This is a genomic window from Fluviispira sanaruensis (assembly GCF_004295685.1).
Taxonomy (GTDB): domain Bacteria; phylum Bdellovibrionota_B; class Oligoflexia; order Silvanigrellales; family Silvanigrellaceae; genus Silvanigrella; species Silvanigrella sanaruensis.
In genome coordinates, this window is the sequence record NZ_AP019368.1 from 302,228 (window position 1) to 327,357 (window position 25,130).

The 25,130-nt window shown below is 30.6% G+C and carries 11 protein-coding genes; 2 read left to right on the forward strand and 9 right to left on the reverse strand.

Annotated elements, in window-relative coordinates; translation table 11 throughout:
* Window positions 1-131 precede the first annotated feature (131 nt).
* Window positions 132-434, forward strand: a complete 303-nt coding sequence (locus EZS29_RS01255) for an RNA recognition motif domain-containing protein (RefSeq protein WP_130605751.1) — start codon at window positions 132-134, stop codon at window positions 432-434.
* Between the two features lie 110 nt (window positions 435-544).
* Here EZS29_RS01255 and EZS29_RS01260 read toward each other — a convergent pair whose 3' ends face one another.
* Window positions 545-2,875: a penicillin acylase family protein gene (locus EZS29_RS01260; RefSeq protein WP_130605753.1), complete on the reverse strand. Its 2,331-nt coding sequence runs from the start codon at window positions 2,873-2,875 to the stop codon at window positions 545-547.
* A complete protein-coding gene (locus EZS29_RS01265) occupies window positions 2,859-3,095 on the reverse strand; it encodes an MbtH family protein (protein WP_130605755.1) in 237 nt (78 codons plus the stop codon). The genes EZS29_RS01260 and EZS29_RS01265 overlap by 17 nt, the downstream gene beginning before the upstream one ends.
* A 202-nt stretch (window positions 3,096-3,297) precedes the next feature.
* Between EZS29_RS01265 and EZS29_RS01270 the strand changes: the two genes are divergently transcribed.
* Entirely contained in the window at window positions 3,298-4,653 is a 1,356-nt protein-coding gene (locus EZS29_RS01270) for an MATE family efflux transporter (protein ID WP_130605757.1), read from the forward strand.
* On the opposite strand, the gene EZS29_RS01275 is transcribed toward EZS29_RS01270, so the two are convergent.
* Genes EZS29_RS01275 through EZS29_RS01305 form a run of 7 tightly spaced genes read right to left on the reverse strand, consistent with a single transcriptional unit; the run spans window position 4,549 to window position 24,817 of the window.
* Entirely contained in the window at window positions 4,549-5,211 is a 663-nt protein-coding gene (locus EZS29_RS01275) for a hypothetical protein (RefSeq protein WP_130605759.1), read from the reverse strand. The two genes, EZS29_RS01270 and EZS29_RS01275, sit on opposite strands and share 105 nt — an antisense overlap.
* A 42-nt stretch (window positions 5,212-5,253) precedes the next feature.
* Window positions 5,254-6,087 (reverse strand): class I SAM-dependent methyltransferase, encoded by an 834-nt coding sequence (locus tag EZS29_RS01280; RefSeq protein ID WP_130605761.1) that lies wholly within the window; start codon window positions 6,085-6,087, stop codon window positions 5,254-5,256.
* The gene (locus EZS29_RS01285) at window positions 6,084-8,750 is read right to left on the reverse strand and encodes a lyase family protein (protein WP_130605763.1); all 2,667 of its coding nucleotides are present in this window, start codon (window positions 8,748-8,750) and stop codon (window positions 6,084-6,086) included. Before EZS29_RS01285 ends, EZS29_RS01280 begins: the two co-directional genes overlap by 4 nt.
* On the reverse strand, window positions 8,740-9,855 hold the full coding sequence (locus EZS29_RS01290) for a pyridoxal-phosphate dependent enzyme (RefSeq protein WP_172603709.1): 1,116 nt from the start codon (window positions 9,853-9,855) through the stop codon (window positions 8,740-8,742). The genes EZS29_RS01285 and EZS29_RS01290 overlap by 11 nt, the downstream gene beginning before the upstream one ends.
* Before the next feature lie 11 nt (window positions 9,856-9,866).
* The gene (locus EZS29_RS01295; protein ID WP_130605767.1) at window positions 9,867-17,147 is read right to left on the reverse strand and encodes a non-ribosomal peptide synthetase; all 7,281 of its coding nucleotides are present in this window, start codon (window positions 17,145-17,147) and stop codon (window positions 9,867-9,869) included.
* 34 nt (window positions 17,148-17,181) lie between these two features.
* Entirely contained in the window at window positions 17,182-21,633 is a 4,452-nt protein-coding gene (locus EZS29_RS01300) for a type I polyketide synthase (RefSeq protein WP_130605769.1), read from the reverse strand.
* Window positions 21,620-24,817, reverse strand: coding sequence for a non-ribosomal peptide synthetase (locus EZS29_RS01305; protein ID WP_130605771.1), 3,198 nt, complete (start codon window positions 24,815-24,817; stop codon window positions 21,620-21,622). Before EZS29_RS01305 ends, EZS29_RS01300 begins: the two co-directional genes overlap by 14 nt.
* Window positions 24,818-25,130: the final 313 nt, after the last annotated feature.

Below are 25,130 nucleotides of genomic sequence, written 5' to 3' on the forward strand. Positions count from 1 at the left end.
GTAGTATTTATATTACCAGCACGCTCATTTCGTGTTTTATCTCATACATTTATGAAAGGGCGTTTTCGGTTGGTGTTTTAGTGATATTGCGTTTTTCCTCGTTTTGAGGGCGCTCCTTGGAGGCTTGTCTCATGGCTAAGAAGTTATATGTAGGAAACCTTCCTTTTAGTTGCACCGATGCAGATCTTTCTCAGGCTTTTACTCAGTTTGGGAATGTTGCAAGTGCACGTGTAGTTACCGATCGTGAAACAGGTCGGAGTAAAGGATTTGGTTTCGTAGAAATGGATCTGGATGGTGATGCACTCAATGCAGTTCAGAGTTTAAATGGGAAACCTTTTATGGGTCGTCCACTCACTGTCAATGAGGCTCGTCCTCGTGAAGAAGGAAAACGTGAAGGCGGATACAATCGTAGAGGCTATGACGCACGCACCTAATAAAAGTCCAAAAAGATTCTAAAAAGAGCCCTTTTTTAAGGGCTCTTTTTTTTATGATTAAAATTTTTTATAATTTTGTATAAAATACTGTTTTGATAGTTTTTAATTATTCAAATTGGTTCTAAAATTAATGTTTCATATTTTCCCCAACGGTTTTTTTCTGAACTCATAGGGATATATTTTCCATCACGCCAAAGTGGCATGAGATTATCGTAGTTTTTACTAAATATATTTCCTGATTGTCCTAAAGCCTGGATATAAATACTATCTTCTAAGTTATTAAAATCAACAATTTGTCTATAGCCTGGTCCAGCAATTTGTGATAAATTATCAAATTCATACGAGCCAACATTAACTGTAAATCCGTCACCAGGTGATGAAATACTACGATGCCAAAACCAATTTAAATATTTATTTTCAGAAAAACCTAATTCATTAAAGACTGCTTTATGAGTATAACCCCAATTCCAATTTTTTGGTTTTTCTCCAATATTTTTTACAATGGCATTTAAAGTTTTTGTGAGAGTATTGCTTAAAAATTCTTTACAATTTCTTGCATTATTAATTCGACAATATTTTCCATCACTTAGTAATTGATTTTTAATAAATAATGGCTCTGGCCATTGAGAAAATACTTTGAGTTCCTTTGGGACCATTTCTGCTAACTCTCGAAACCAATATGCAAAAAGCGTTGCTTCCTGGCTATTGATATTCATATTTCCATTCCAATCTTTTAGGATTTTAAGCACATCTTTTTCTTTATTGCTTGCAGGAATTGTTTTTAATAGAATTGTTTTAAAATCATTCCAAAGATAACTAACTGTATCATTCTGAATTTTCTGAATATCTATTAATGTTAATTTTTCTTTACGTTGCAATAAGTCAATGATTCGAGATGCTCGATAGGGTGCTGTCTTGCAATGTGGAGTGAGTGAATAAGGATAGTTGTTTGAAACAACTTTATTATTCGCTGATACGACAAAGCCTTTAGACGGATTCATCGTATGCGGCATCTCTTCAAAGGGGATAAAACTCTTCCATTCAAATTCTTTTTTACTTTCAATTGGATACAATCCAGACCACTGATCGCGAATTGGAATTTTCCCTGCTAAATAATACCCTATATTCCCATTGTTATCTGCATAGACATAATTTTGTGCAGGAACTACAAAATAGCTTAGAGCATTTTTAAAACTATCCCAATTTTTTGTATAATTAAGCAAAATAAATGAATGCAATGTTGTATCTTTTTCTAAAAAACCAGTCCATTTTAATGCAACTTTCTTGCCAACTCGTCTGGCTTCAGTGATATCACTGATTATTGGGCCATGTGGACTTATTTCAATTGGAAAAATAACATCGTTACTATTTTTTACTTTTATAACTTCATTAATAGTAGTTATGTCCTTGTCATCAGATTCTATATAAAGATCTTGTGCATCAATACATCCGTTGGTGACTCCCCAAGCAATAAATTGATTGTGTCCAATAATGACACCAGGTAAGCCAGGCAGAGTGGCTCCAATACTATGAAAGTTTTTCGTTTTTATATCTGCTAAGTACCATAGTAATGGAGAAGCAATTGATAAATGTGGGTCATTTGCTAAAATAGGTTTATTTGTATTTGTTAACTTGCCTGAGACAACCCAATTATTTGATCCTTTGCCTGGGGGAGAAGCTTTATTAAATTCTTTATTTGGGTAAATATCTTGTTTCCTAAATTTGCCAAAATAATTTTCTTTCTCGAGATAATTTTGAGTCATTTTTTTAGTTAAATTTATTTCACTATCTTGCAATACAAGAGGAGCACTGTCAGGATATTCCGGAGAAAATATGCTCATTTTCTCTCGTCCATATAAAGAAGCTATAATATGATTTAAAATTTTGTCCCGCCATGTTTCGTTTAAATCCCAAGCCATCATTTTCTGAAATGATATGCTATCTACATTTGTCCAAACGCTTGGCTTATACCCTATAAGCTTAAATTGAAGTGGCATATTTCCAGTCTGAATAAAGAAGTTAACTCCTTTAGTATAACTCTCAACGATATGCTGACTTTCTTTTGGGAGAGAAAGATAAGCTAATTGGGCAGCACGATAAAAACCTAAAGTTCGCAAAGTTTTATCTTGCATAATTGTGACTTCACCAAACATTTCACTGAGCGATCCTCGAGCCAAGTGTCTTTGTATTTCCATCTGCCACATGCGATCCTGAGCATGTGTATATCCAAGGGCAAAAAAAGCATCGCTATCATTTTCCGCTTCAATATGCGGAACGCCATATTGGTCTCGATGCACGATGACTTTGTCTAATAAACCATTTATTTTTAAATTTCCTTTAAGAGTATTTTGGGTACCTCTATAGATAAAATAAATGAATATAGACAGGGCAGATATTAACAGTAAAATTGATATGCCTATATATTTAATTGCTTTTTTCATTGTTATCAACTTTTTCAATATGTTTTCTTACGCTCAAAGGTCTCATATCAACCCAAACATTTTTAATATATTCAAGACACTCATTCTGAGTCCCAGTAAATCCTGCGTCAACCCATCCTTTTGGGTTATCTCTTGAAAAATCCCAAAGAGAATACTGCTCCTCATGATTCATAACGACTTTATAATTATCGAATAAATTTTTAATGCTTTTATCTTGCATTTTATTTCCTTTTTAATTTTGATTAAATAAACAAAATTAGCTATTTTAAATATTATTTAATCAGTTGATTAAGTTGTTTCGGAATTATATTATTATTATTTTAAAAATTCAACTTAAATTTTAAATTTTAAGCAAAAAAATCCTTTTTATTTAATTCTAACTCGGTTAGATTTCATTTCCACACAAGATAAAGGTGATTAAAGTGAAATTAATAAAAATGGATGGACTGATACAGCTTATATATTTAGCATTTCCCCTCATGTTAAATAATTTATCTACAAACCTCATGTTATTTTTTGATCGACTCATCCTAGCGAATGATTCTACCCATGCCATGAATGCTGCAATCACAATTGGAATTTCATGCAATATTTTTCATTTTGCAATGACATCTATTGCGGCTAGTGCAGAGGTCTTCGTAGGAAGAGCAAATGGTTGTCATAATTTAAAAAAAATAGGAGAACCCATCTGGCAGATGATATGGTTTTCATGCATGACATTTATTATTTTTATTCCTCTTGCAATATACGGGCAAAATATTTTTATTCCTGAACAATATAAAGAAAATGGAACCATGTTTTATAAGTTGTATATGTTTTGTGGTCCAATCTTCCCTTTTGTTATGGCACTCTCTGCATTTTTTATAGGTCGTGGCAAGACAAAAATAATTATATGCACAAATTTGATTGGAAATATATTTAACTTAATTTTAGCATATATTTTTATTTTAAAATTTAAAATGGGTCCTACGGGTGCAGCTCTTTCGACAATTATGGCGCAAATATTGCAAGGAGTCATTTTATTTAGTCTATTTCTTAAACGAGAAAATAGAAATACTTTCGGCTCTTCAAAAATCAGCTTTAATATTAAACTTTTTTTGGAAAATTTAAATATAGGGCTTCCAATGGCGATCGCTTATATAGTGGAATTAGGTGGATGGGCTTTGATTATACGTATTCTATCTGCATCAGGTCAAAAATATTTAACAGCATTTGCTATCGGTCAGAGTCTTTTTATACTTTTTACTTTTATATCAGAAGGATTACAAAAAGCTATTATTGTCTTAGCATCTAATTATATTGGTGAAAATAACTGGTTTAAATTTAAAAAATTATTTCTTGAGAGCATAAAAGTGCAAATATTTATTGCTTTAATTCTCTTAATACCTTTTATATTTTGTGCAGATTTGATAATAAAATCTTTTATCCATAGCTCAGAAATAAATATCAATAATATTAATTATACAGCACAAAATGCTCTGAATTGGTTTTGGCTTTTCTTTGTCTGCGATGGAATCAAATGGATCATTGCGAGCTTATTGATATCACTTAAAAAAACTACTTATGTTATGTTGACTAATTTATTGACAATTTGGTTTATAGCAGTTCTCCCTATTTACTTTTATGTTGAATATTATGGTGGAACTGAGAGTTTTATATGGCTTTTTATAGTCTTATACAGTATTGTCAACGCCTTTATTCTCTATCTTTTTTATAAAAGCGAAATGAGGCAAAATCGCTTGAATTCTTTTGCTTATAGCCTTGATTCGAAAATCTAAATCAGAAATTAAAATTTCGTCAGTTATCTTAGAAAGTTTATCAATATAATTAAAATTATTATTTAATAAAATATTCTGATAATGTACCTCTAATCCATGCATGATAATCTCAGATAATTCAGGAATAAAAAGATGATAATTGAGTTTACGGCATGGCAGATGAGTAAAAATGCTTTTCTTTTCATGTGTCAAAATAATAGGTCTATAAGTTATATCAAAATTGTTTGTTTTTTGTATGCAAAAGTAACTTACCTCAATATCATTCATACTATTTATTTGAATGGAGTGAGTTCCGCATTTAACATTCCCATTTCCATTTGGTTTTGCTCCAGGAAGACGATGATAGGTCATTATCTCCTTATTAATAATAACGATTTCAAGGCCGTTATATTTTAGAAAATTTTGATGTCTAAATTGAGTCAATATGTACCGTTCTTCTTTATGCGGAAAAGAGTTTATCCAATAATACAATTTAGGTTCCATTTTGTAGAGTTTTTCAAAAATATAAAAATAATTTTTATGATCAATGCTTTTAATTTTAAAATTAATGAGTGCCATTTCTTTTCCTAAGTTAAAAAATGAAAATATTAAAAAATCTTTCTAAATTTTTAATAACTCAGGAATAAATGTGGCTTTGATTGAAAACATCAAGGGCAAAGAATCTTGTTTGTCTTTTAATACATATTGATCCGGTCCATATTCAACTAAATTTGGAAAGCAATTAAAACTGGAATAGGGAAATTCATTTAAATACTCAATTAAAAGACCAGCTTGTCTAAGCGAACAAATAATTTCACTCATGGAGTGCGGCCATTCATAGGCCGAATGAATAAATTTCTCATTCGTATCTGCATAACTTCCACTTTCAACTGAACAGATAGAATTACCTTTATAAAAATAAGGTTCAGAAAACTCAGTCCATTCACTATTTAACATATTTATAAATGGGTGAAATTCTATTATGTAAAAAGTGCCTCCTGGCTTTAAAAAATGTGCTATTGTTTTTCCCCAAGTATTTAAATTATGCAGCCATGTAAGAACTCCATAGGAAGTATAAACAATATCAAATTTTTGCTCTAATAACATAGGAAGCTCAAAAATATCAGAACAGATAAAGTGTGCTGGGATATTTAATTGGTCACTTAATTCTTTTGCAAGTTTTATTCCCTCATCTGAAAAATCGACTCCAGTTACTTTAGCGCCTTTATTAGCCCATGATAATGTGTCAAGACCAAAATGACACTGCAAATGGAGTAATGTTTTGCCATGTACAGATCCCATTTCTTTTATTTCTATATTTTTAAGAGAATTTTTGTTTGATTTAAATCCTTCAAGATCATAGAAAGTTGACTTAGCATTAATTTTTGTCCAACTATTCCATAAAGAACGATTATTTTTAAGTAGCTCATCTTTTGTTAAAAAATTTGTAGTCATTCCAGGTCCTCTTTTAAGATATTATCAATTTGTTTATTCTTAATTTCTAAAGATTGTTGCCAAAAATTAATTTTTTCTTGTAGCCAAAATCCATCTTCTCTGTGCCGCTGAACAGCATTTAATCTTTGTTTATTAACAGAAAACTGGGATGATCCTCCACCGAAATCAAAGTCATCAATTCGGCAGTTTTCTGGAAGAAGTTTCGAAATTGCTTCTAAAGGATTTTGCTTTGAATCGAGTGCTTTTTGAATTGTCTCACCTACTTTAAAATGGGACTCACGAAATGGTAATCCTAACTTTACTAATTTTTCTGCTATTGCAAGTGAAATTGTGAGTCCATTTTGGCTACTCCGCAGCATGTTTTCATCATTTGGTTTTGCATTTTTTATAATAAGCTCGAGAAGCTGCATAGACTCAATAATTTCTATAAATCCTCTTTCAAAATCGACTAAAGATTCTGTTCCTACTTCGACGGAATTCGAAAAAGGAGTTTTGTGAGTAATTGCTAAACTTGACATTAATATTCCGCTCGGAATGATAGATTTACCTTTAATTTTTTCCAGTAAAAATGGATTCTTTTTTTGTGGCATCATTGAAGATCCCCCACAAAGCTCATCTGGAAGATCAAAAAAACAAAATTCTTGAGTTGTCCAGAGTTGAAAATCTTGAGCAATACGGCTTAAAATCGTCCCCATTATACTCAAGACGGACAAGAGGCTGAGAGCTAAATCACGATTTGCAACAGCATCTAGGGAATTGACAAATGAAGTTTTGAAACCTAAATATTTGGCAGTTATACTTGTATCTATTGGAAAACTTGTACCACAACCCGCACCCGCACCTAATGGGCATTCCATAAGATTATCAAAACATGCTTTCAATTTGTTCTGTTCTTTTGTTAAAGATTCTTCTATTGCTAAGAGATAAAATGCATAAGAGCCTTCAAAAGCAGGTTGAAATTGACTGTATATTGGCATCTTTAAAAAATCATAAGAATGAGACTGTAGTAAAATGCAGTTACGCAATCTCCAACATGCGCTGTATAAACTTTCAAAATATTCTCGTGCATTTAATTTAAAAAGAGTTGCATTCATATCATTTCGGGAGCGTCCTGTATGGATCACTCCGCCTATTTTCATACCAAGTTTTTCGATCATTATATTCTCATATAGAAGGTATGACCCTCGCAATGCATCTTTATTCATAAATTCTGAAAACTTGCTCTGTCTAAATAATTTTATTTGTCGCAAAATTTTATCTGTTATTTTCTTTGAAATGATTTTCTTTTCAAAAAGCATTAAAATATGTGCTTCATCAATAGTTGCAATATTTTCTAGTTCCTTTAAAAAATTATATTTATTTTTCTTTTTTAGAACTATTGCTTGTGCATCTGAATGAATTGTTTTTCCAATGCGCCCTGTGCTTTGACTTATAGCAATTTTTTCATCCATGTCCTCAATATGAATTTTAATTTTTTCCAGATTATTATTTACCTTTAATCTAGATTCATAAATAGTATCTCCTGAAGAAATTAAATAGCCAATACGATCTCTAAAATCGCCAAACTGAGAGCATATATCACCAATTTTTTTTGCTAAATAATAGTTATCTAAATTTTCCAACGTGGAAAAACCATCAATTTTTGCAATGACGCCTGCTTTATCTGGAATTAAGAAACGTATAGATGAATATCTCTTTGATTTAAAACTAAGATCAAATTTCTTTCCGCAATATAAATCTAAGAGTATGTCTATTAGATCAATACCATTGGATTTTTTAATGAGTTCTGGAATCATTCCACCTGCGAGTCTAGGGTTTATTTCAATAATATAAGGAGTATTATTGTGCACACGCAATTCAATATGTGCAGCACCAAAATTAAAGTTTACTGCATTCAATGACCGTAAAACAATCTCTTTAATTTTTAGGGCTATATCTTCTTTTAATTCTGCTGGAAAATCATGACCCGTCTCCACAAAAAATGGTTCTTCTCCTAAATATTTTTGTGTAATGCCTAATATTTCAAAATTTTTATCTGTCTTTAAGACTTCAACAGAATACTCTTGACCTTCAATATATTGTTGAACGAGTATTTTTGTTTCAATCGCGTTACCCCGTTCATTTTCTCTAAGATTTAAAAGTTGATTCGAATGTTTCAATAATTCATTTACATTCTTGCAAAGTTTAACTCCAATACTCCCACTTCCAGCGGCAGGTTTAACTATTACTGGGAAATTTATCTTCTCCTGGATGGATATAAGATCATTTTGATTTTTAATAAGAAATGTAAACGGAATTGGAATATCAAATTTAGTAAGAATTCCTGCGAGAATATCTTTATTCCGACAATTGTGAATTGCCTGTGCAGAATTACATGGCAATGAAAACGTGTCTGCTATTCTTGCAGCTATTTCTATGAAATACTCAGAACTTGAAAATACACCAACAATATTTTTTTCATTTTCGAGTGCTTTTAAAATATAATCTTTATTAGATGTGTCCAATATAATTGGTGATATAAGATATTTATTTAAGAAAGAATACTTATAAGGATCTGCTGCTAAAAATAAGACTTGATAATTTTTTTCAAGAGCTTTTTGAATAAATAACTCACCTGTGCCTGTCGTATTACTTTCAATAAAAACAATTTTTTCAATTTCCATTTTTAACTTCCATAATTTCTTTATATGTTCTTCTATTCCAATTTAAGTAAGTCCATTTATTATTGACTTCAGAAGGATCCATAACTTTCAAAGGTGAAGATGAAATTTCTTTATTGAAAAATGACATTTCTTTGAGATATTGATTGTTATACACTGAAGATAAATATCTATGTCCTGTGTCGGGGGCGATAAAAACAACTTTTTCATCCTTATTTTGATGACTAATCCACTTTGCAACATGATAAGCAGCACCACTAGTTGGTCCGTGAAAGCTTGAGTAGAGTGAATGCAATTTACGCGTTTGCAAATAGGCATCACATGCAGATACCCAATGTACTTCATCAAAAAGACAGTGCTCTAAATTTTGTGGCATCAGTGAATTTCCCAATCCACGTAATATTCTTTTTTCATTAATTAATCCAAATAATACGCTGCCAAATGTATCAACACCCACTAATCGATTGAATGGATTATTTTCTCTTAAGCATTTAATTGTCCCACAAGTCGATCCTCCCGATCCAACTGAACCAACCAATGTTAAGTTATTCCCCAATTGCTCAATTAAGTATTCAGCAAAAATAGTATAAGCTATCTGATTTTCTGGATTGTTATATTGCTGAGGCCAAAAACTTTGAGGATTGTTTGTGAGATACTCTTTAAGAGTATTTAAACGAAATATTTGAGGATTTTCTGAACTCAAGGTTTGAGAGAGAATTTGGACATAACCACCCAAATCTTCTAGTCTTCTTTTTAAATCATCATCTATTGCTTGATCGCTTATGATGTGAAATGGCAGCCCCATTTCTGCGCAGATTATTCCTAATCCCAGAGCATATGTTCCACTTGAAGTTTCAATGATCGGATATTTAGGATTGATTCTTTTTTCTGCAAGTGCTTTTTCTATCACATATTTTGCTGGCATAAGTTTCATGAGTTGAAATGAAGCCATAAATAAGTTTTTTTCTATTTGAATAATATTAGGTAAAAGAATTGAATCTGAATAGGATTTATAAATTTTTCCATGATTATAAAGATGAAAATTCTTAAAATTATTTTCACTTCCCACATTTAAGCAATCTATTTGGAGTGCTTGTGCAACTGACATGAAGTTATTCCTCATTTTTTTAAATTATATTCGCAAATTAATTCTTTCCCTAATAATTTTTCGCTCATCATTTTTTCAAGACCAAGAATTGTAGGAGTTTTATAGAAATTACAGAGTGGAATTTTTATTTGATATTTATTTGCTAATAAGGATAGCATTTGAATTACTTTTAAAGACTGCCCACCCAAATTAAAAAAATCATCACTTACACCGATTGAATCAATCTTCAAAACATTTTTCCAAATTTCCAATATTTCTTTTTGCATTTTCGTTTTAGCTGGGTCTAAATGGAAACTCTTAGCAGTTATATTATTAACCAATGCACTTTCATTGATTTTACCATTCTCAAATAAAGGCATTTCTGCAATAAAAATGTAATGATCTGGAACCATATATGAAGGTAAAGTTTGATTTAATAAATGTTTAATTTGATTTCCATTAATTTTTGGCCAGAGAGCATTTTCATTATTTGTAAAAAAATGTTCAACCCAAACTGCAGGATCATAATAAGTTACAGAGTTATCTGAAAAATCAACCACTGCCTCTTGTAAGGTCTCTGGAAAATGAATAGGACCTGAATTCATAATATGAAATTGAGTCCAGCTTTCCCATTCATCAATTCTAGCTTTTATAAATTGTGAATTCAGATCTATTTTTAATATTTTACCACCAATTCGCTCGTGCATTCGTAACCAATTGTCTTTAAGCTGTCCATCTTCTCTACGCAGAGAGCACCAGTCAGTAAATTTTATTTCGGGAAATTGAGCTTTGCCTGTTGGTCGAACTGCAACTAATATTTTTTCCAATTCATTTGCTTGCGCAATTATTTTAAATAATTTTAAGATTTCACTACTCAACCCTCTTGATTGATAGGGTTCTGCAACTATACCTGCTAATATAAGCAATGTATTCGGTTCAGTTTGAGTTTCCTTAAACGCACTTTCTAGAGCACCGTCCCAGCCATTTGGCAAATTTTTGCATGTCCCATCCCAATAAATGGGAATTGAGTTACCGATTGCAGCAATTTCATCTTTTTCATCCACGATTAATATTTGATACTCAGAAAATTCAGAATAAATTTTAGGCCATAGGTCAACGAGGATAGCACTTCCTTCAAAATACTTTGGCCAGGATTGAGCATGAATTATATTGAGTTTCCTCAGCAATTCAGGACGTTGTGCTAAGGTATATATTCTATAATTTGAGTTATTTATGTTAACTTTATTAATTTCATCTTTTATTTCAATGTATGCTGAAATAATTTCATCAGTATATACTTTAACAACAGAGTTTTTAATATAAGGAATTTTTAATATTGCATTGTTAATTTCTTCTAGTTCAACTCTATTTCCTCTTACTTTTACTTGTTTATCTATTCTTCCTAAATAATAAATATTCCCATCGTCGGCAATTTTTCCTAAATCACCCGATTTATATAATCGAAAAATTTTTCCATCAATTTCTTTATCTATAATTGCCTGCTGTGTGTTTTTATGCTCATTTAAATACCCTTTCATTATTCCTGGGGAATGAATATAAATTTCTCCAACCACACCTTGAGGAACAAGATTTAAATAAGGATCGAGAATAAAAATTTTAACATTCCCAATTGGCTTACCTATAGGTACGACGTCACCATAAAATGATTGCGAACAATCAAAACTGGTTGCATCAACTGTAATTTCAGTAGGTCCATAATGATTCATCAATTGGCATTGATATTTTGCAAAAAATTTATCTCTTATTATTTTGGATAATTGTGCTCCTCCGGATATAACGAGTCGCAAATAGTTAGAATTAATATTTGCCTCTATCAGGGCATCAAGCATAATCGGTACACATTGTAAAATGCTAATTTGCTTTTCTGTTATTAATTTAGCAATTGCATATGGATCTTTATTTTTTTCCAAGCTAGGTATGATCAATTCTCCGCCAAAAGAAAGTGGCCAGAAAATATCTAAAATTGAAGCATCAAAAGTATAGGGTGTTAGCATTAATATTTTATCAAGCTGATTCAAATTATATCGTCTTTGTGTATCTTGAATTAAATTCACAATGCCATCATTTTGAATTGGAATTCCTTTGGGTAATCCTGTTGTGCCAGAAGTATATATAATATATATTAATATATCTTGCTTAAATTCTCTATAAATAAATTCTGAACTAAAATTTTTGATCTTATTTTTTGATTCACACATATTTAAAATTAAACCGCTAAAGGACAAACCTTCATGCGAAAATCCAGAGTCAATTATTAAAAATTTTGCTTTTGAATATTCTAAAATACGTTCGGTACGTGCTAAAGGATTTTCAGTTGAAATTGGGACATAATGGGCAGACAACTTTAAAATTGCTAAAAGGCTCACTACCATCAGGATTGATGGCTTCATGGTGAGAGCGACTGTGTCTTCAGCCTGTATTCCACTTTGCATTAAGAAATTTGCTATTTTATTTGATGAATTATGTAACTCCTTATATGTGATTGAATTTTTTTCTTCAGAAATTGCAATACTCTCTGGCGAGCATTTTAACTGTTTCTCAAGTAATTGAACAATATTATTTTTTTCATAATTTATATTGGTATTATTTATGCTATCAATTAAATACTTTCTTTTTTCATCTGAAAAAATTGAATATTCTGTGAGGAGCAAACGTGGATTTTTGATCACCTCATCAACAATATAAACCATATCCTCAAGCATTCTTTCAATGGAGCATTTTTTAAAAAGATCTGTATTATAAATGCAATTAAAAGCAATATCACTTCCCCACTGATCAACAACGAGCGTTAAGTCAAAGCGAGCTGCGTTTGCTTCTGCTCCATATAGATTTTTTAAGAACCTTTCTGCTCCATGAAATTGTGTCGCTTCATAGGCTTGTGTTTTATTATTTTGCACACCATACATGACTGAAAATAATTTAGGGCGGGAGAGATCTTTAACATGATTCAATTCTTCTATCACAAGATTGCATGGGTAATAATGATGTTCAAAAGCTAAAAGTGACTTTTCTTTTATTTGAAATAATAAACTTTCAAATGTCATTTCTTCATCAATTTGGCAGCGAATTGGGAGAGGCGTTGCAAAAAGGCCAAGAATTAATTTGAAATCATCATGATCTCTTCCTGCGATAGGACTGCCAATGACAATATCCTTTTGTCCCGTAGTTCTAAAAAAATATAAATCTATAATCGACATCATAAACATAAATAATGTTACATTATTATTTTCTATAAAGTTATTTATTTTACGGATACTGTTACGCGGTATCCATGTTGATATAGAGTTTCCATTATATGTCTGCATGGAAGGTCTCGAAAAATCTGTCTGAAGATTGAGAGCGGGTGGTATGGTTTTAAATTCTTTCAACCAATACTCTTTATGTTTTACGAATTTACCAGATTGAATAGATTCATTGATCCATTGAGTGTAGTCAAAATAATTTAATTTTATTTCAGGTAAATCAGGAATATCATTTTTCAAATATGCATTATAAATAGAAGATAATTCATTAAAAAGATTTATGGTGCTAGTTTCATCCCATATTATATGGTGTATTACAAATATAAGTTGAAAAGTTTTATCAGGGTATTCTGCAATTTTTAATACAAATAAAGGTCCATTCTCAAAATCAAAAGCTTTATTGCTATATTTACGAGCTAAATTATTTGCGATCGAGTCCAAATTCTCAACATCTATTTGTGTATTGTCTATTAATATTTCATTTTTTTGTAAGACCAATTTGTTTAGTAATTTTTGAACAGGTTTGCCATCAATATAATCAAAATAAATTCTAAAATTTAAGTGCCTATCTAAAATACATTGCCATGATTTTATAAATATATCCACATTTATATTTTTAAAAAAAAGATCATTAAAGCTAATATTATATACGGGACTCGTTCTATCAATTTGATAAGAATACCATTCAGGAATCTGACATGGAGCAAGATCGTAATATTTCATATAAGGATACGATTTAACTGACGATGTTTCTAGAATATCAAGCTCTTTATCGATCTTAAGTATTGACTGCCCTAAAGATTCTATAGTTGGAAATTCAAATAATTTTTTTAGCTCAATTTTTACATTTAATTCTTTTTGCAGTTTAATAATAACTTCTGCTGCAAGCAAAGAATGTCCACCTATTTTAAAGAAATTATCATATATACCAATTTTTTCTCGGCCTAATACTTTTGTCCAAACTTCAGAAATTTTAGTTTCAAGTGAATTCCGGGGAGGAACATATTTTTGCTCTTGAATAAAGTCTTGTTCTGAGGGGGGAGGTAATTTTTTCCGATCCACTTTTCCATTGCTCGATAAAGGAAAATCATCCATTATGATATATGCTTCTGGTACCATATATTCCACTAAATTATTTATACAAAATTGTTTGATATCGAATATAGTGGGAGCAGGAAATTTTTTTGGAATAATATATGCACTCAAATAATAATTATTATTAGAATTGTTTTTGTTTGCTAAAACAACACAACTCGCAATATTATGGTGTTCGCTTAACTTAGCTTCAATCTCTCCAACTTCAATTCTAAATCCACGAATTTTAACTTGAAAATCAGAACGACCTAGAAACTCTATTGAGCCATCAAAATGCCTTCGAGCAATGTCGCCTGTTTTATAAAGCCTTTCTCCCAAAGTTTTTGCAAACGGGTTTGGTAGAAAGCTTGAAGCTGTTTTTTGAGGATCGTTTAAATAACCTCGACCGACACCAAAACCTGCAAAGTATATTTCGCCGCGTACGCCATATGGAACGGGTTCAAGCTTTTCATCTAAAATAAATGTCTGTTGATTGGGCAAAGGTAATTTCACTGGCATGTAAGGCATTTGCGTGTTAGGAGGGTTTATAAAGTGTAAATGATGCGAATCATCAGAGCATTCAGTTGCCCCATATGCGTTCACGAAAATAATATCAGAATTTAATTTAAACCACCTTTGACATTGCTCTAAAGTAAGAGGTTCTCCATTTGTGATATAAATCCTCAGCGGTTTAAGCTGAGACTTATGGTTGCTCTCCAATGCATCTAATATAACCTTAGTATGGGAAGGCACAGATTCAAGAATTGTTACCTTTTCATCATTTATTTTATTTATTAAAAGGTTTGGTTCCCAAGCGGAATTTCCTGTGAAAATTGCTGTTCTTCCACCGACTAGAAGAGGGCAGATAAATTGCCAAATAGAAACATCAAAGGTTTGTACTGCAATCTGTCCAATAACATCATCTTGATCAATTTTTAAATCACTAATTTTTCCAAATAAATGATTCACCATTCCTTTATGTTCAAGCATTGCACCTTTTGGTTTACCAGTAGAACCTGAAGTAAAAATTAAATATGCTAAATTATTTGAGACAGATAAATTTTTGGGCGATTCTTTTGGATAAATTTTATCAAATAAATTTTTTAAATTAATTATTTTTTCAGTTGAATTAAATAATTTATTCGCGTTATCAAAAAGGGTATTTGTAGTGATGATAAAATGTGGTTTACACTGTTCAACGATCTCATATGATCTTTTGTCATTTGCTCCTGGCTCCAAAGGAACAAATGCAGCGCCAGCTTTTAATACACCTAACATACTTATTAAATAATCAAATCCGCGATCAAGATACAACGCAATCCTATCTTCAATTTGTGAGCCAATGCTTTTTAAGTAATGCGCTAATTGATTTGATTTTTCTTGAAGTGCTAGATAAGTTAGATTGGATCCATCACAACTTGCAGCTATTCGATAAGGCGTTTTATTTACTTGTTCGTCAAATAATTCATGCACACATTTCTGAAGAGGAAATTCTTTTTCTGATATATTATATATATTTATCAAGTCACTTTTTTCATTTTCTCTTAGAATTTCATAACTATCGATATTTAAATCTGAGTTCAGACGGATATTTTTTAGGAGAGTAACATAATTATTTACAAATTGATCCATATATTTTTTTGTAAATAGATCGGTATTATATTCTACAATACCATAAAGATCGCTCTCACGACTTTGCAAAGTTAATGTGATGTCAAATTTTGCAAGGTTCAAATCTTGTTCGATTAAACTTATTTCTAAATTGTTCAAAGAGAAATTTTCTATAGCATCATTTTGCAGCTCAAACATAACTTGGAAAAGGGGAGAATGGCTCAAACTGCGTTCAGGCTGAACTTCTTTTACTAGAAGTTCAAATGGGAGATCTTGATTTTCATACGCACCTAAGGTCATTGCTCTTGTCTTTTTTAATAAATCAGTAAAACTATCGTGCTTATCAAGCTTCAATCTTAAGGGGATCGTATTTACAAAAAATCCTATTAAATTTTCTAAATCTTTATGGTTTCTATTTGCTATTGTGGTCCCTACAGTGATGTCTCTTTGCTTTGTATAATTCATGAGCAATATATAAAAAGCAGTAAGCGTCACCATAAAGAGAGTTGATGAATTGTTATTAGCAATTTTTATTAAACTCTGTTCAAGATTCTTTTCAATAATAAATGAAAATGATTGTCCTCTATATGTTTGAATTGATGGTCGAACAAATTCAGTTGGTAAGTCTAAGACCGGTGGTAAATCATGCAAATGATTTTTCCAATAAGCTAAAAGTTCATTTAGCTTTTGCCCAGTCAGCATATCATTTTGCCAAACGGAGAAATCTGCGTATTGAATACTCAAGTCAGGCAATGTATATTTTTCTGATTTTATAATCCCATTATATATTTTTGATAATTCATTGCAGATAACTCCAGTTGACCAACCATCTGAAATAATATGATGAATAGTCATTAATAATACATAATAATTTTCGGATATTTTTAATAATAGAAGGCGCAAAAGCATATCATTTTCAAGATTAAAGGGTCTGTGAATTTCATCGATTGAAATCTGTTTTAAATTTGATTCAAATATGTTTTCTGGATGAAGTTGAATGACTTTTTTAGGGCTTATAACTTGATAAGGAATACCATTTTCTTCTTTAAAGTTTGTCCTAAGGATTTCATGCCGTTCTATAATCGCATTAAAACTGGCGTTTAGAGCTTCTAAGTTTAAATTGCCCTTTAGACGCAGGAAAAAAGGGATATTATATAATGCGGAATTTTCTTGCATTTTACCAATAAACCACAATCTTTTTTGGGCAAAAGAAAGTTGAAACTTGTTTTCTGAACGATTTATTTTGGGTATTTCATTTGATAAAACAGGATTTTTATTGTTTTCTAAATTTTTTATAAATTGTAACTTTTTAATCAATTCTGCTTTTTGCTCTGGACTTAGAGAATCAAATTTACTCATATTCATAGATATTTTAACACTTTCTTCTAAATGTTTTATTTTATAAATCTTCGATTAATTTATTTAATAATTCTTCATCTATTTCAGTCAGTTTTTTTTGCAGTACAATTTCAGCAATTTTTATTGTAGTTGGATTTTCAAATAAATTTTGTAACGAAAATTCAATTTTAAAATTATCTCTTATTTGCGAAGTCAATTTTGTTGCCAAAAGAGAATGACCTCCGAGTTCAAAAAAATTGTCTGTTATTCCTATTCCTTTGATTCCTAGGAGGGACTCTAATATTTGAATAATATTAATTTCTATTTCATTACGAGGAGCTACATATTGATTAAATAAATTGGGTCGACTGTGGTTAGCATCAAGATTTTTTTCACTAATTTGATCTACTTTATTTATAGGACTTTCCCATTTCTGGATACGCTCATCAAGATCATGGGTTGAGACGATGATTCTTCCTAAATGTCCTGACGTCATAATATCTAAGAAAATTTGGCATCCTTCTTCCTTTGAAATGGTTAACTCAATTAATTTTTCTTCGAAATGGGACAAATTTTTATCTGAGAAATACCAAGCATCCCAGTTTATTGAAAGCAAAGGTGTATTTAAATAATAACATTTATTCATAAGAACAAATTCATCTATATATATATTTGCTGCAGCATAAGCAGCATGCCCCAGACCAGCCAAAATTGAAGAAATAGATGAAAACAAGCAGCAAAAATCAAATGTTTTTAAACTTAATATTTTTTCGAGAACTTTTACACCCTCTACTTTTGTTTCAAAATGACTTTGAATAGCAGTTTCATCTAGATTTTCGATAATTTTAAATGAGTCTTCATTTAAATTTCCAGCTGCATGAATAATTCCATTGATAGTCCCAAAAGTGGCTTCAGCTTGCGTAAATGCATTCTTCATTTCGATATAATTTGCAACATTTGCCTGCAATAAAAGTATATCAATTCCCTCATCTTTTAATCTTCTGAGAACTTTTATTTTGTTCAATAAGGTATTTGAAGTATCATTGCATTCAGTAATTTTATGCCAATTTTCTTCCTTTGGAAATTCTGTTTTAGAAATTAGTATGATTTTTGCATTAAATTTTTTACCAAGGGTTTCTGCTAAAGATAAGCCAATTTTACCAACACCACCTGTTATTAAGTATATTCCACCTAATTTTAAATGATGACTGATATTTTGATTCTTCGGTAATTTAATCTTATCAAAATGTGGTATCCAGACAATATTATTCCGATACGCTTTTATATTATTCATTTTTTCAGATGAAAATTCTTTATTTATAATTGGAATTATATGATTTATATTGCTATTTAGATCATCAAAATCTAAATGCAAGTAATTCATATTTGAATATTCTTGCACAGCTGCTTTTAGAATTCCTACGAAAAGTGATTTGTCATAATTAAGATTCTTCTCGAGCCCATTTACAAAATATGCTTGCTCTGTTACGCAGGTAAGTTGAGTTTTATTATAAATTTTACATTTATTTAAAGATTTTATCATATTTAAAATATAATTAATATTAATATTTTTAAAAATAAAAACAACTCTTAATACATCATTTCTTTCTAAATTAAGCTGTTTTATAAGAGTTTCGTTTTGACTCGCTTGCGAAAAATCTAGTGTATATAAATACGCTTCTTGCTGTGCAAAATGCTCACTTTGCACAGCAAAAAAAGAGTCTCTATTGTTAGCAGTTAAATGTTTTATTTCTTTTAAATATTCATTATTTAGAAAGAATAAGTATTTAATACTTTTCTGTTCTTCAATATTATTTGCAGGTATTTTTTCAAAAGACCGACTTTTCCATTCCTTTCCATACAACCAATCTACAGATTCTTTGCGAATATTTGTGCTCTCAGTTTTATCAATCCAAAATCTTTTTCTCTGAAATGGATAAGTGGGTAAAGGAATACGACTTCGTTGTTCACTATTATAGATATTTTCCCATTTTATGGCGAAACCATTCAGCCACAGTTTTCCGATAGTTTCCAAAAAAGTAAGCGAACTTGATTTATCTTCTTTTGCATGTGGGATAGTGTTTAGTGTAATAACATCTGGATTAAATGAACCTTTTAGCATATTCATCAACGACCGGCCAGGACCGACTTCAATAAAAATTTTTATATCGTTTTGAATTAACGTTGTAAGACCATCATAAAATCGAACTGTTTTTAGAATATGCTGTGCCCAATAATCCAAATTTATTGATTCTTCATCAGATATCCAGTTACCTGATATATTTGAAATAAAGCGTATTTTGGGCAAATTAAATTGAACTGTTTTTAAAACTTCTTTAAATTTTGGCAGCATTTTTCCCATTTGTTGAGAGTGAAAAGCATGAGAAGTATTTAAAATTTTTGTTTCAATATTCTGAGCTGAAAGTATCTTTTGCAAATGCTCTATAGCAATATTAGAACCAGAAACGACACATGCGTCCTTACTATTCACTGCTGCTAATGAGAGGTCATTTTCTAAATAATTTTTTAATTCATTTTCATTCATTGCGACAGAAAGCATTTTTCCATTTTCTAATTCCTGCATGTATTTTCCGCGCAAGCAAACAATTTTAAGTGCATCTTGTAAACTAAATACTTCAGCAATACACGCTGCAACATATTCACCAATACTGTGCCCAATCATTGCGTCTGGTTTTATACCAAAATGTAGCAAAAGTTTTGCTAAGCAATATTCAATTGTAAATAAGACTGGCTGTGTTACAAATGTTTGATGCAAAATTTCATTTTTATCAAGACTCTCAGAAAATAAAATATTTGTAATGTTTAAATTCAAATACTTTTCAATAAGCAAGCTACAAGTTTCAAAATTTTCTCTAAATATTTTTTCTTCATTATATAAGTTATAAGCCATATTTATATATTGAGTCCCTTGCCCTGGGAACATAAATGCGAGATCTTTTTTATGTTGGGGCGTTTTATTGGAATAAACATATGTATTGTTTTGATTTAAGATTTTATCAATACATTCTTTTCTGTTATTTGCAATAAAAAAACTTCTGAATTTATATTCATTACGACCCATTTGCAGGGTATAAGCTATATCTGCAATATTCTCTTCATTTTTAGATAAATAATTTGCTAAATTTAAATTTGTCTCTCTCAAAGCTTCTTCTGATTTTGCAGAAGCTATAAATATATGCTGGAAAAGAGATGATTCACTGCTATTTTTTGTTGGAGCCTCTTCAACTATGACATGTGCATTTGTTCCACCAATCCCAAAAGAACTCACGCCTGCTCTTCGAGGGAGAAAGCAATTTTCCCAATCTTTCAATTTTTTATTTATATAAAATCCAGAGTTATTTAAATCAATTTTGGGGTTTGGTTTCTCAAAATGAATATTTGGTGGTATTTTTTTATTTTTTAATGATAAAATAACTTTGATCAGTCCTGCAATACCAGACGCTGTATTCAAATGACCTATATTTGTTTTAACTGACCCAATTCCACAATCGATATGATTTATTTTTTTACTTTCAAATGCCTCTTTGAGAGCACTGATTTCAATTGGATCTCCTAAGAGAGTGCCTGTGCCATGTGCCTCTACGTAAGAAATATGATCCGATGGTATATTTGCTATTTCAAGAGCATCAGCAATGACACGTGCTTGCCCCTGCGGACTGGGCGCAGTGTATCCAATCTTTTCCGATCCATCATTATTGGCTGCGCTTGAGCGAATGATACAATGAATTGTGTCATGGTCGGCGAGAGCTTCTTCTAAACGTTTCAGGACAATGATTCCGATTCCATTACCCTCTACGGTCCCTTGGGCATTTTCATCAAAAGGTTTGCAATGACCATCAGGTGAAAGAATGCTTCCCTCTTGATAAATATATCCTTCATCTTGTGTGACATTGATAGAAACACCTCCAGCCAAAGAGATATCGCTTTCAAAATTAAGAAGGCTTCTACACGCTTGATGAACCGCAATCAATGAAGTTGAACAGGTAGTGTTCACATCAATACTAGGTCCAGTTAAGTTAAGTTTATATGAAACAACTGTTGAGACTGAATCATTCCCATTTGAAATTTGTAATAATCCATGTGTGTTTATTAAATCTTTTCTTGGCAGAATATTAAAAAGTAAGTATGAGCTTATAGCAGAACCCAAGTAAACTGATATTTTACCTTTGTATTTATTACTAACATACCCACTGTGCTCAAGAGCATTGACGGCACATTCTAGCACCAATCTTTGCTGAGGATCCATTATTTCTGCTTCTCTTGGAGAAAACCCAAAGTACTCTGCATCAAAGTAATCAATTCCATTTAAGAATCCAAATGCATTTATATGATTTTTATTTTTAGTTTTGAATCCTTCTATTTTTCTTATGGATTCTTTTCCTTGCGAAAGATTATGCCAAAACTCCTCAATATTTTCTGCTTCTGGAAATCTTCCACTCAAGCCTATGACTGCTATTGATCCTACATATTCATCTAAATCAAGATTTGACATGCGATTTCCTTATATTCATAGAATTTCTTTGATTTTGGATAGCTTGACGTTGTTTTTGTGCAGAATTAATCATATATTCATCGATATTTGATTTTTTAAATTGGGAATTTAAATATTGAGACAAACTTTTCACTGTAGGGTAATTAAAAAGCATTATAACGTCCAGTTTATTTTTTATAAGATCTTCTATTTTTTTATGAACGGATAATATTATTAAAGAATGAGCACCAAGATCAAAAAAGTTTTCTTCAATGCTTATTTCCTTTACACCTAGTGCTTCTTGCCAGATTTGAGCTATTTGTTTTTCAAAATCGCTTCTAGGTTTAAGTACATTGCTATTCTGACTAATTTTGTATTGCATTTTTCTAAGCTGATCTTTGTCAACCTTTCCATTTTGATTTAGTGGAATATCATCTAAAAATACATAATAGGTAGGAATCATATAATCAGGTAAATAATTTTTTAAAATCTCTCTAATATCTTTATCTGTAAAATTTCGTTGATTGTGATTGACAATGTATGCGATTAATAAATTTTCATTGCTGTTATTTTTTTCTGCTAAAACCACTGCATTTAATACATTTAAATACTTGACAATAACATTTTCAATTTCACCTAACTCTATGCGATAGCCGCGAATCTTAATTTGTTCATCTATTCTTCCAACAAATTCAATTTGTCCATTAATTAAACGGCGAGCAAGATCTCCTGTACGATAAAGCCGGTTACACTCATCTGGGTTAAATGGATTTGGTATAAATCTTTCCGCAGTCAATTCAGGTTTATTTAAATAGCAGCGTGCTAAATTTTCTCCAGAAATGAGTAGTTCACCAACTTGTCCGAGAGGAAGCAAATTTAAGTATGCGTCTACTATGTACAATTGGCATCCATCAATTGGGGAGCCAATTGGGATTTGAGGATCCGTTAGAGAATTGAATGCATTGTGTGAATATTTCCAAATGGATGAAATGATTGTTCCTTCTGTTGGACCATAGGTATTGATCCATTTTACTTTATCTCTGAAAAATTGATTCCACTTAATAAAGGATAAGTAATTTGCTTGCTCTCCACCGACGATAACAAGGCGAACGGATTCATATGTTTTATATGAATCAAGATGACATACCCAAGAATGCCAAAACGCAGTCGGCAAGTTTAGAATTGATATTTTATATTTAAAAATAATACTTTGAAAATTTGCAATAGAAATACCAATCTCATGTGGATATAATATTAAAGTTGCACCACTTATTAAAGTCGGAAAAATTTCCTCGATAGACAAATCAAAATTTATTGAGCTTAATTGTAATACCTTATCGCTGTTTGTAATTTCATACTGGTTTTGCACAAATAAACTATGATTGACTAAAGAACTATGATTTATAACTACACCTTTCGGTTTTCCAGTAGAACCTGAAGTGTAAATAACATAAGCTGCGGAGTCTAAAAGATTAATTTTATTAACACTTTCTTCTGAATAACTAATAATTTTAAATATGCTATCTTTATCAAAAATATAATTTAATTTTGCATCTTGAATTATATATTCAATTCTTTCTTTAGGATACTCTGGGTCAAGAGGAACATATGCTGCTCCTGACTTTAGCACTCCTAAAATCACAATAATTGCTTCGATAGATCTTGATAAATAGACTCCAATGAAATTCTCACACCCTAAATTTTGGCTATTAATAAAATTTGCGACTTGATTTGATCTTTTATCGAGTTCTTCATAAGTAATTTCTTTGTTATTTTCAATTAATGCGATTTTATTCGGATATTTTCTGACAGTTTCATTTATAAAATTTGTTACAGGAGTCTTTAATGTATTTCTTTTTTTATTAATATTCCACTCAATTAATTTATTTCTTTCAATCTCAGAAATAATTGGTAACTCATAAATAAGAGAATCCAAACTTTTTATGACATTATCGTAATAATGTAAAAAAGAATTCTTAAAATTATCAATAAAGTGATCGCTAAATTTTGCAGAATTATATTCAATTTTAAATTCAATCATGTCTGGATGAATTTGATATGCCATACCAATATCATTTTGAATTTTTTTTGCTTCATATTTAATAGATTTTACTTCTATATCTTTTAAATTAAATGAAACTGCCCCTAAAAAAGCTTCAAAGAGATCGACATTGAAAAATTGTTGACCTTTTAATATATTTTTTTTTCTTAACCTTTCTACAATATCTGTCATTGTGCATCTCTGATGCTGCTTGGATTGTCTGCGTTGATTTGTTAATTCGATTAATAAATTTCGAAATGATTTACTTGGATCAATAGATATTTGAAATAAAATATTATTTACGAAGCAACCAGTACATTCTTGATAGCCAGATGGCCTCATATTTACGGGGTAATTTAAAACAACTGATTTTTGTCCAACATATCTTAACAAAAAACTACCAAAAAGTGTTGATAAGAAAATAAATAATGAGGTTCTTTCTGCTTTAATAATTGATTTCAATCTTTGATATTTTTCGCTTCCTAACCGGAAAAAAATGGATTTTGACTCTTGAGTAAGTACATTTTTTTCTTTGAAGTCCAAACTTAATTGACTATCTTTTAAAAGATTTTCCCAATAATCTAAATCTTTCTCTATGTGATATTGAGAATATGTATTTTTTTCATGTTCTATATAATTAGAAAATTGAGGTAAATATAAATGTTTCACATTTTTTCCGTTTATTAAATAAGAGTTATATAAATAAGAAAATATATTAACAAATATACTTGCAGTGATTGCGTCTGAAATGATGTGATGTATATTTAATACGAGTACGCAGTGGTGCTTATTTATGTGCAATAATCCAAATTTATATAAAGATAGTTTATTTAAGTTAAATGCATAGGAGCTTATTTGTTCGATATATCTATCAATCTTATCATTAACGTGCTCTTCATTTTCATCTAAATATTTGATTTCTAAATTAAGTGCAACTTTATCTAATATTATTTGACTTAATTTTCCATTTTCTTCTTGTATAAACGATCTACACCCCTCTGCATAATGATTCACATAACTGTCTAATGAGAAAATAATTGCATCAACGTTAATTGTACCTTTCAAATCAAATATAATTGGGGTATTGTAGGTGACATTCTGGGGGTTCAATTTCCATTCAAGCCAAAAACGCTTTTGATAGTATGAAAGCTCTATAATTCTCATAAGAACCCCTTTAATTAAATAATATAAGCTATTTTCTAAAAATATATTTTACATATTATATTCTTCGAACTATTTAATTATTTCCCTGATAAAACTAATTTGATACTTTGATAACTGTTTTTTTGTATTAAACTATTTTTTTTTTCTATGCAACAATTAAGGCTTAAAGTTTTTCATAAAATGAGATGAATTTTTTCAGTATTATGCCTTTTATTTAAGCACTCATTCGTAAATTCCATTTCAAGTTTGACTTTGGGTATTAAAGGTGCGCGTATGCAATTGTTTTGCTTGGGGGTAAGAATCCATATTGCTA

What these genes read in the sequence shown, in the direction of transcription:
- EZS29_RS01280 (WP_130605761.1), bottom strand. Translation starts at nt 6,087, where the DNA reads ATGACTACAAATTTTTTAACAAAAGATGAGCTACTTAAAAATAATCGT.
- EZS29_RS01275 (WP_130605759.1), bottom strand. Translation starts at nt 5,211, where the DNA reads ATGGCACTCATTAATTTTAAAATTAAAAGCATTGATCATAAAAATTAT.
- EZS29_RS01305 (WP_130605771.1), bottom strand. Translation starts at nt 24,817, where the DNA reads ATGAGAATTATAGAGCTTTCATACTATCAAAAGCGTTTTTGGCTTGAA.
- EZS29_RS01285 (WP_130605763.1), bottom strand. Translation starts at nt 8,750, where the DNA reads ATGGAAATTGAAAAAATTGTTTTTATTGAAAGTAATACGACAGGCACA.
- EZS29_RS01295 (WP_130605767.1), bottom strand. Translation starts at nt 17,147, where the DNA reads ATGAATATGAGTAAATTTGATTCTCTAAGTCCAGAGCAAAAAGCAGAA.
- EZS29_RS01265 (WP_130605755.1), bottom strand. Translation starts at nt 3,095, where the DNA reads ATGCAAGATAAAAGCATTAAAAATTTATTCGATAATTATAAAGTCGTT.
- EZS29_RS01290 (WP_172603709.1), bottom strand. Translation starts at nt 9,855, where the DNA reads ATGTCAGTTGCACAAGCACTCCAAATAGATTGCTTAAATGTGGGAAGT.
- EZS29_RS01300 (WP_130605769.1), bottom strand. Translation starts at nt 21,633, where the DNA reads ATGTCAAATCTTGATTTAGATGAATATGTAGGATCAATAGCAGTCATA.
- EZS29_RS01255 (WP_130605751.1), top strand. Translation starts at nt 132, where the DNA reads ATGGCTAAGAAGTTATATGTAGGAAACCTTCCTTTTAGTTGCACCGAT.
- EZS29_RS01260 (WP_130605753.1), bottom strand. Translation starts at nt 2,875, where the DNA reads ATGAAAAAAGCAATTAAATATATAGGCATATCAATTTTACTGTTAATA.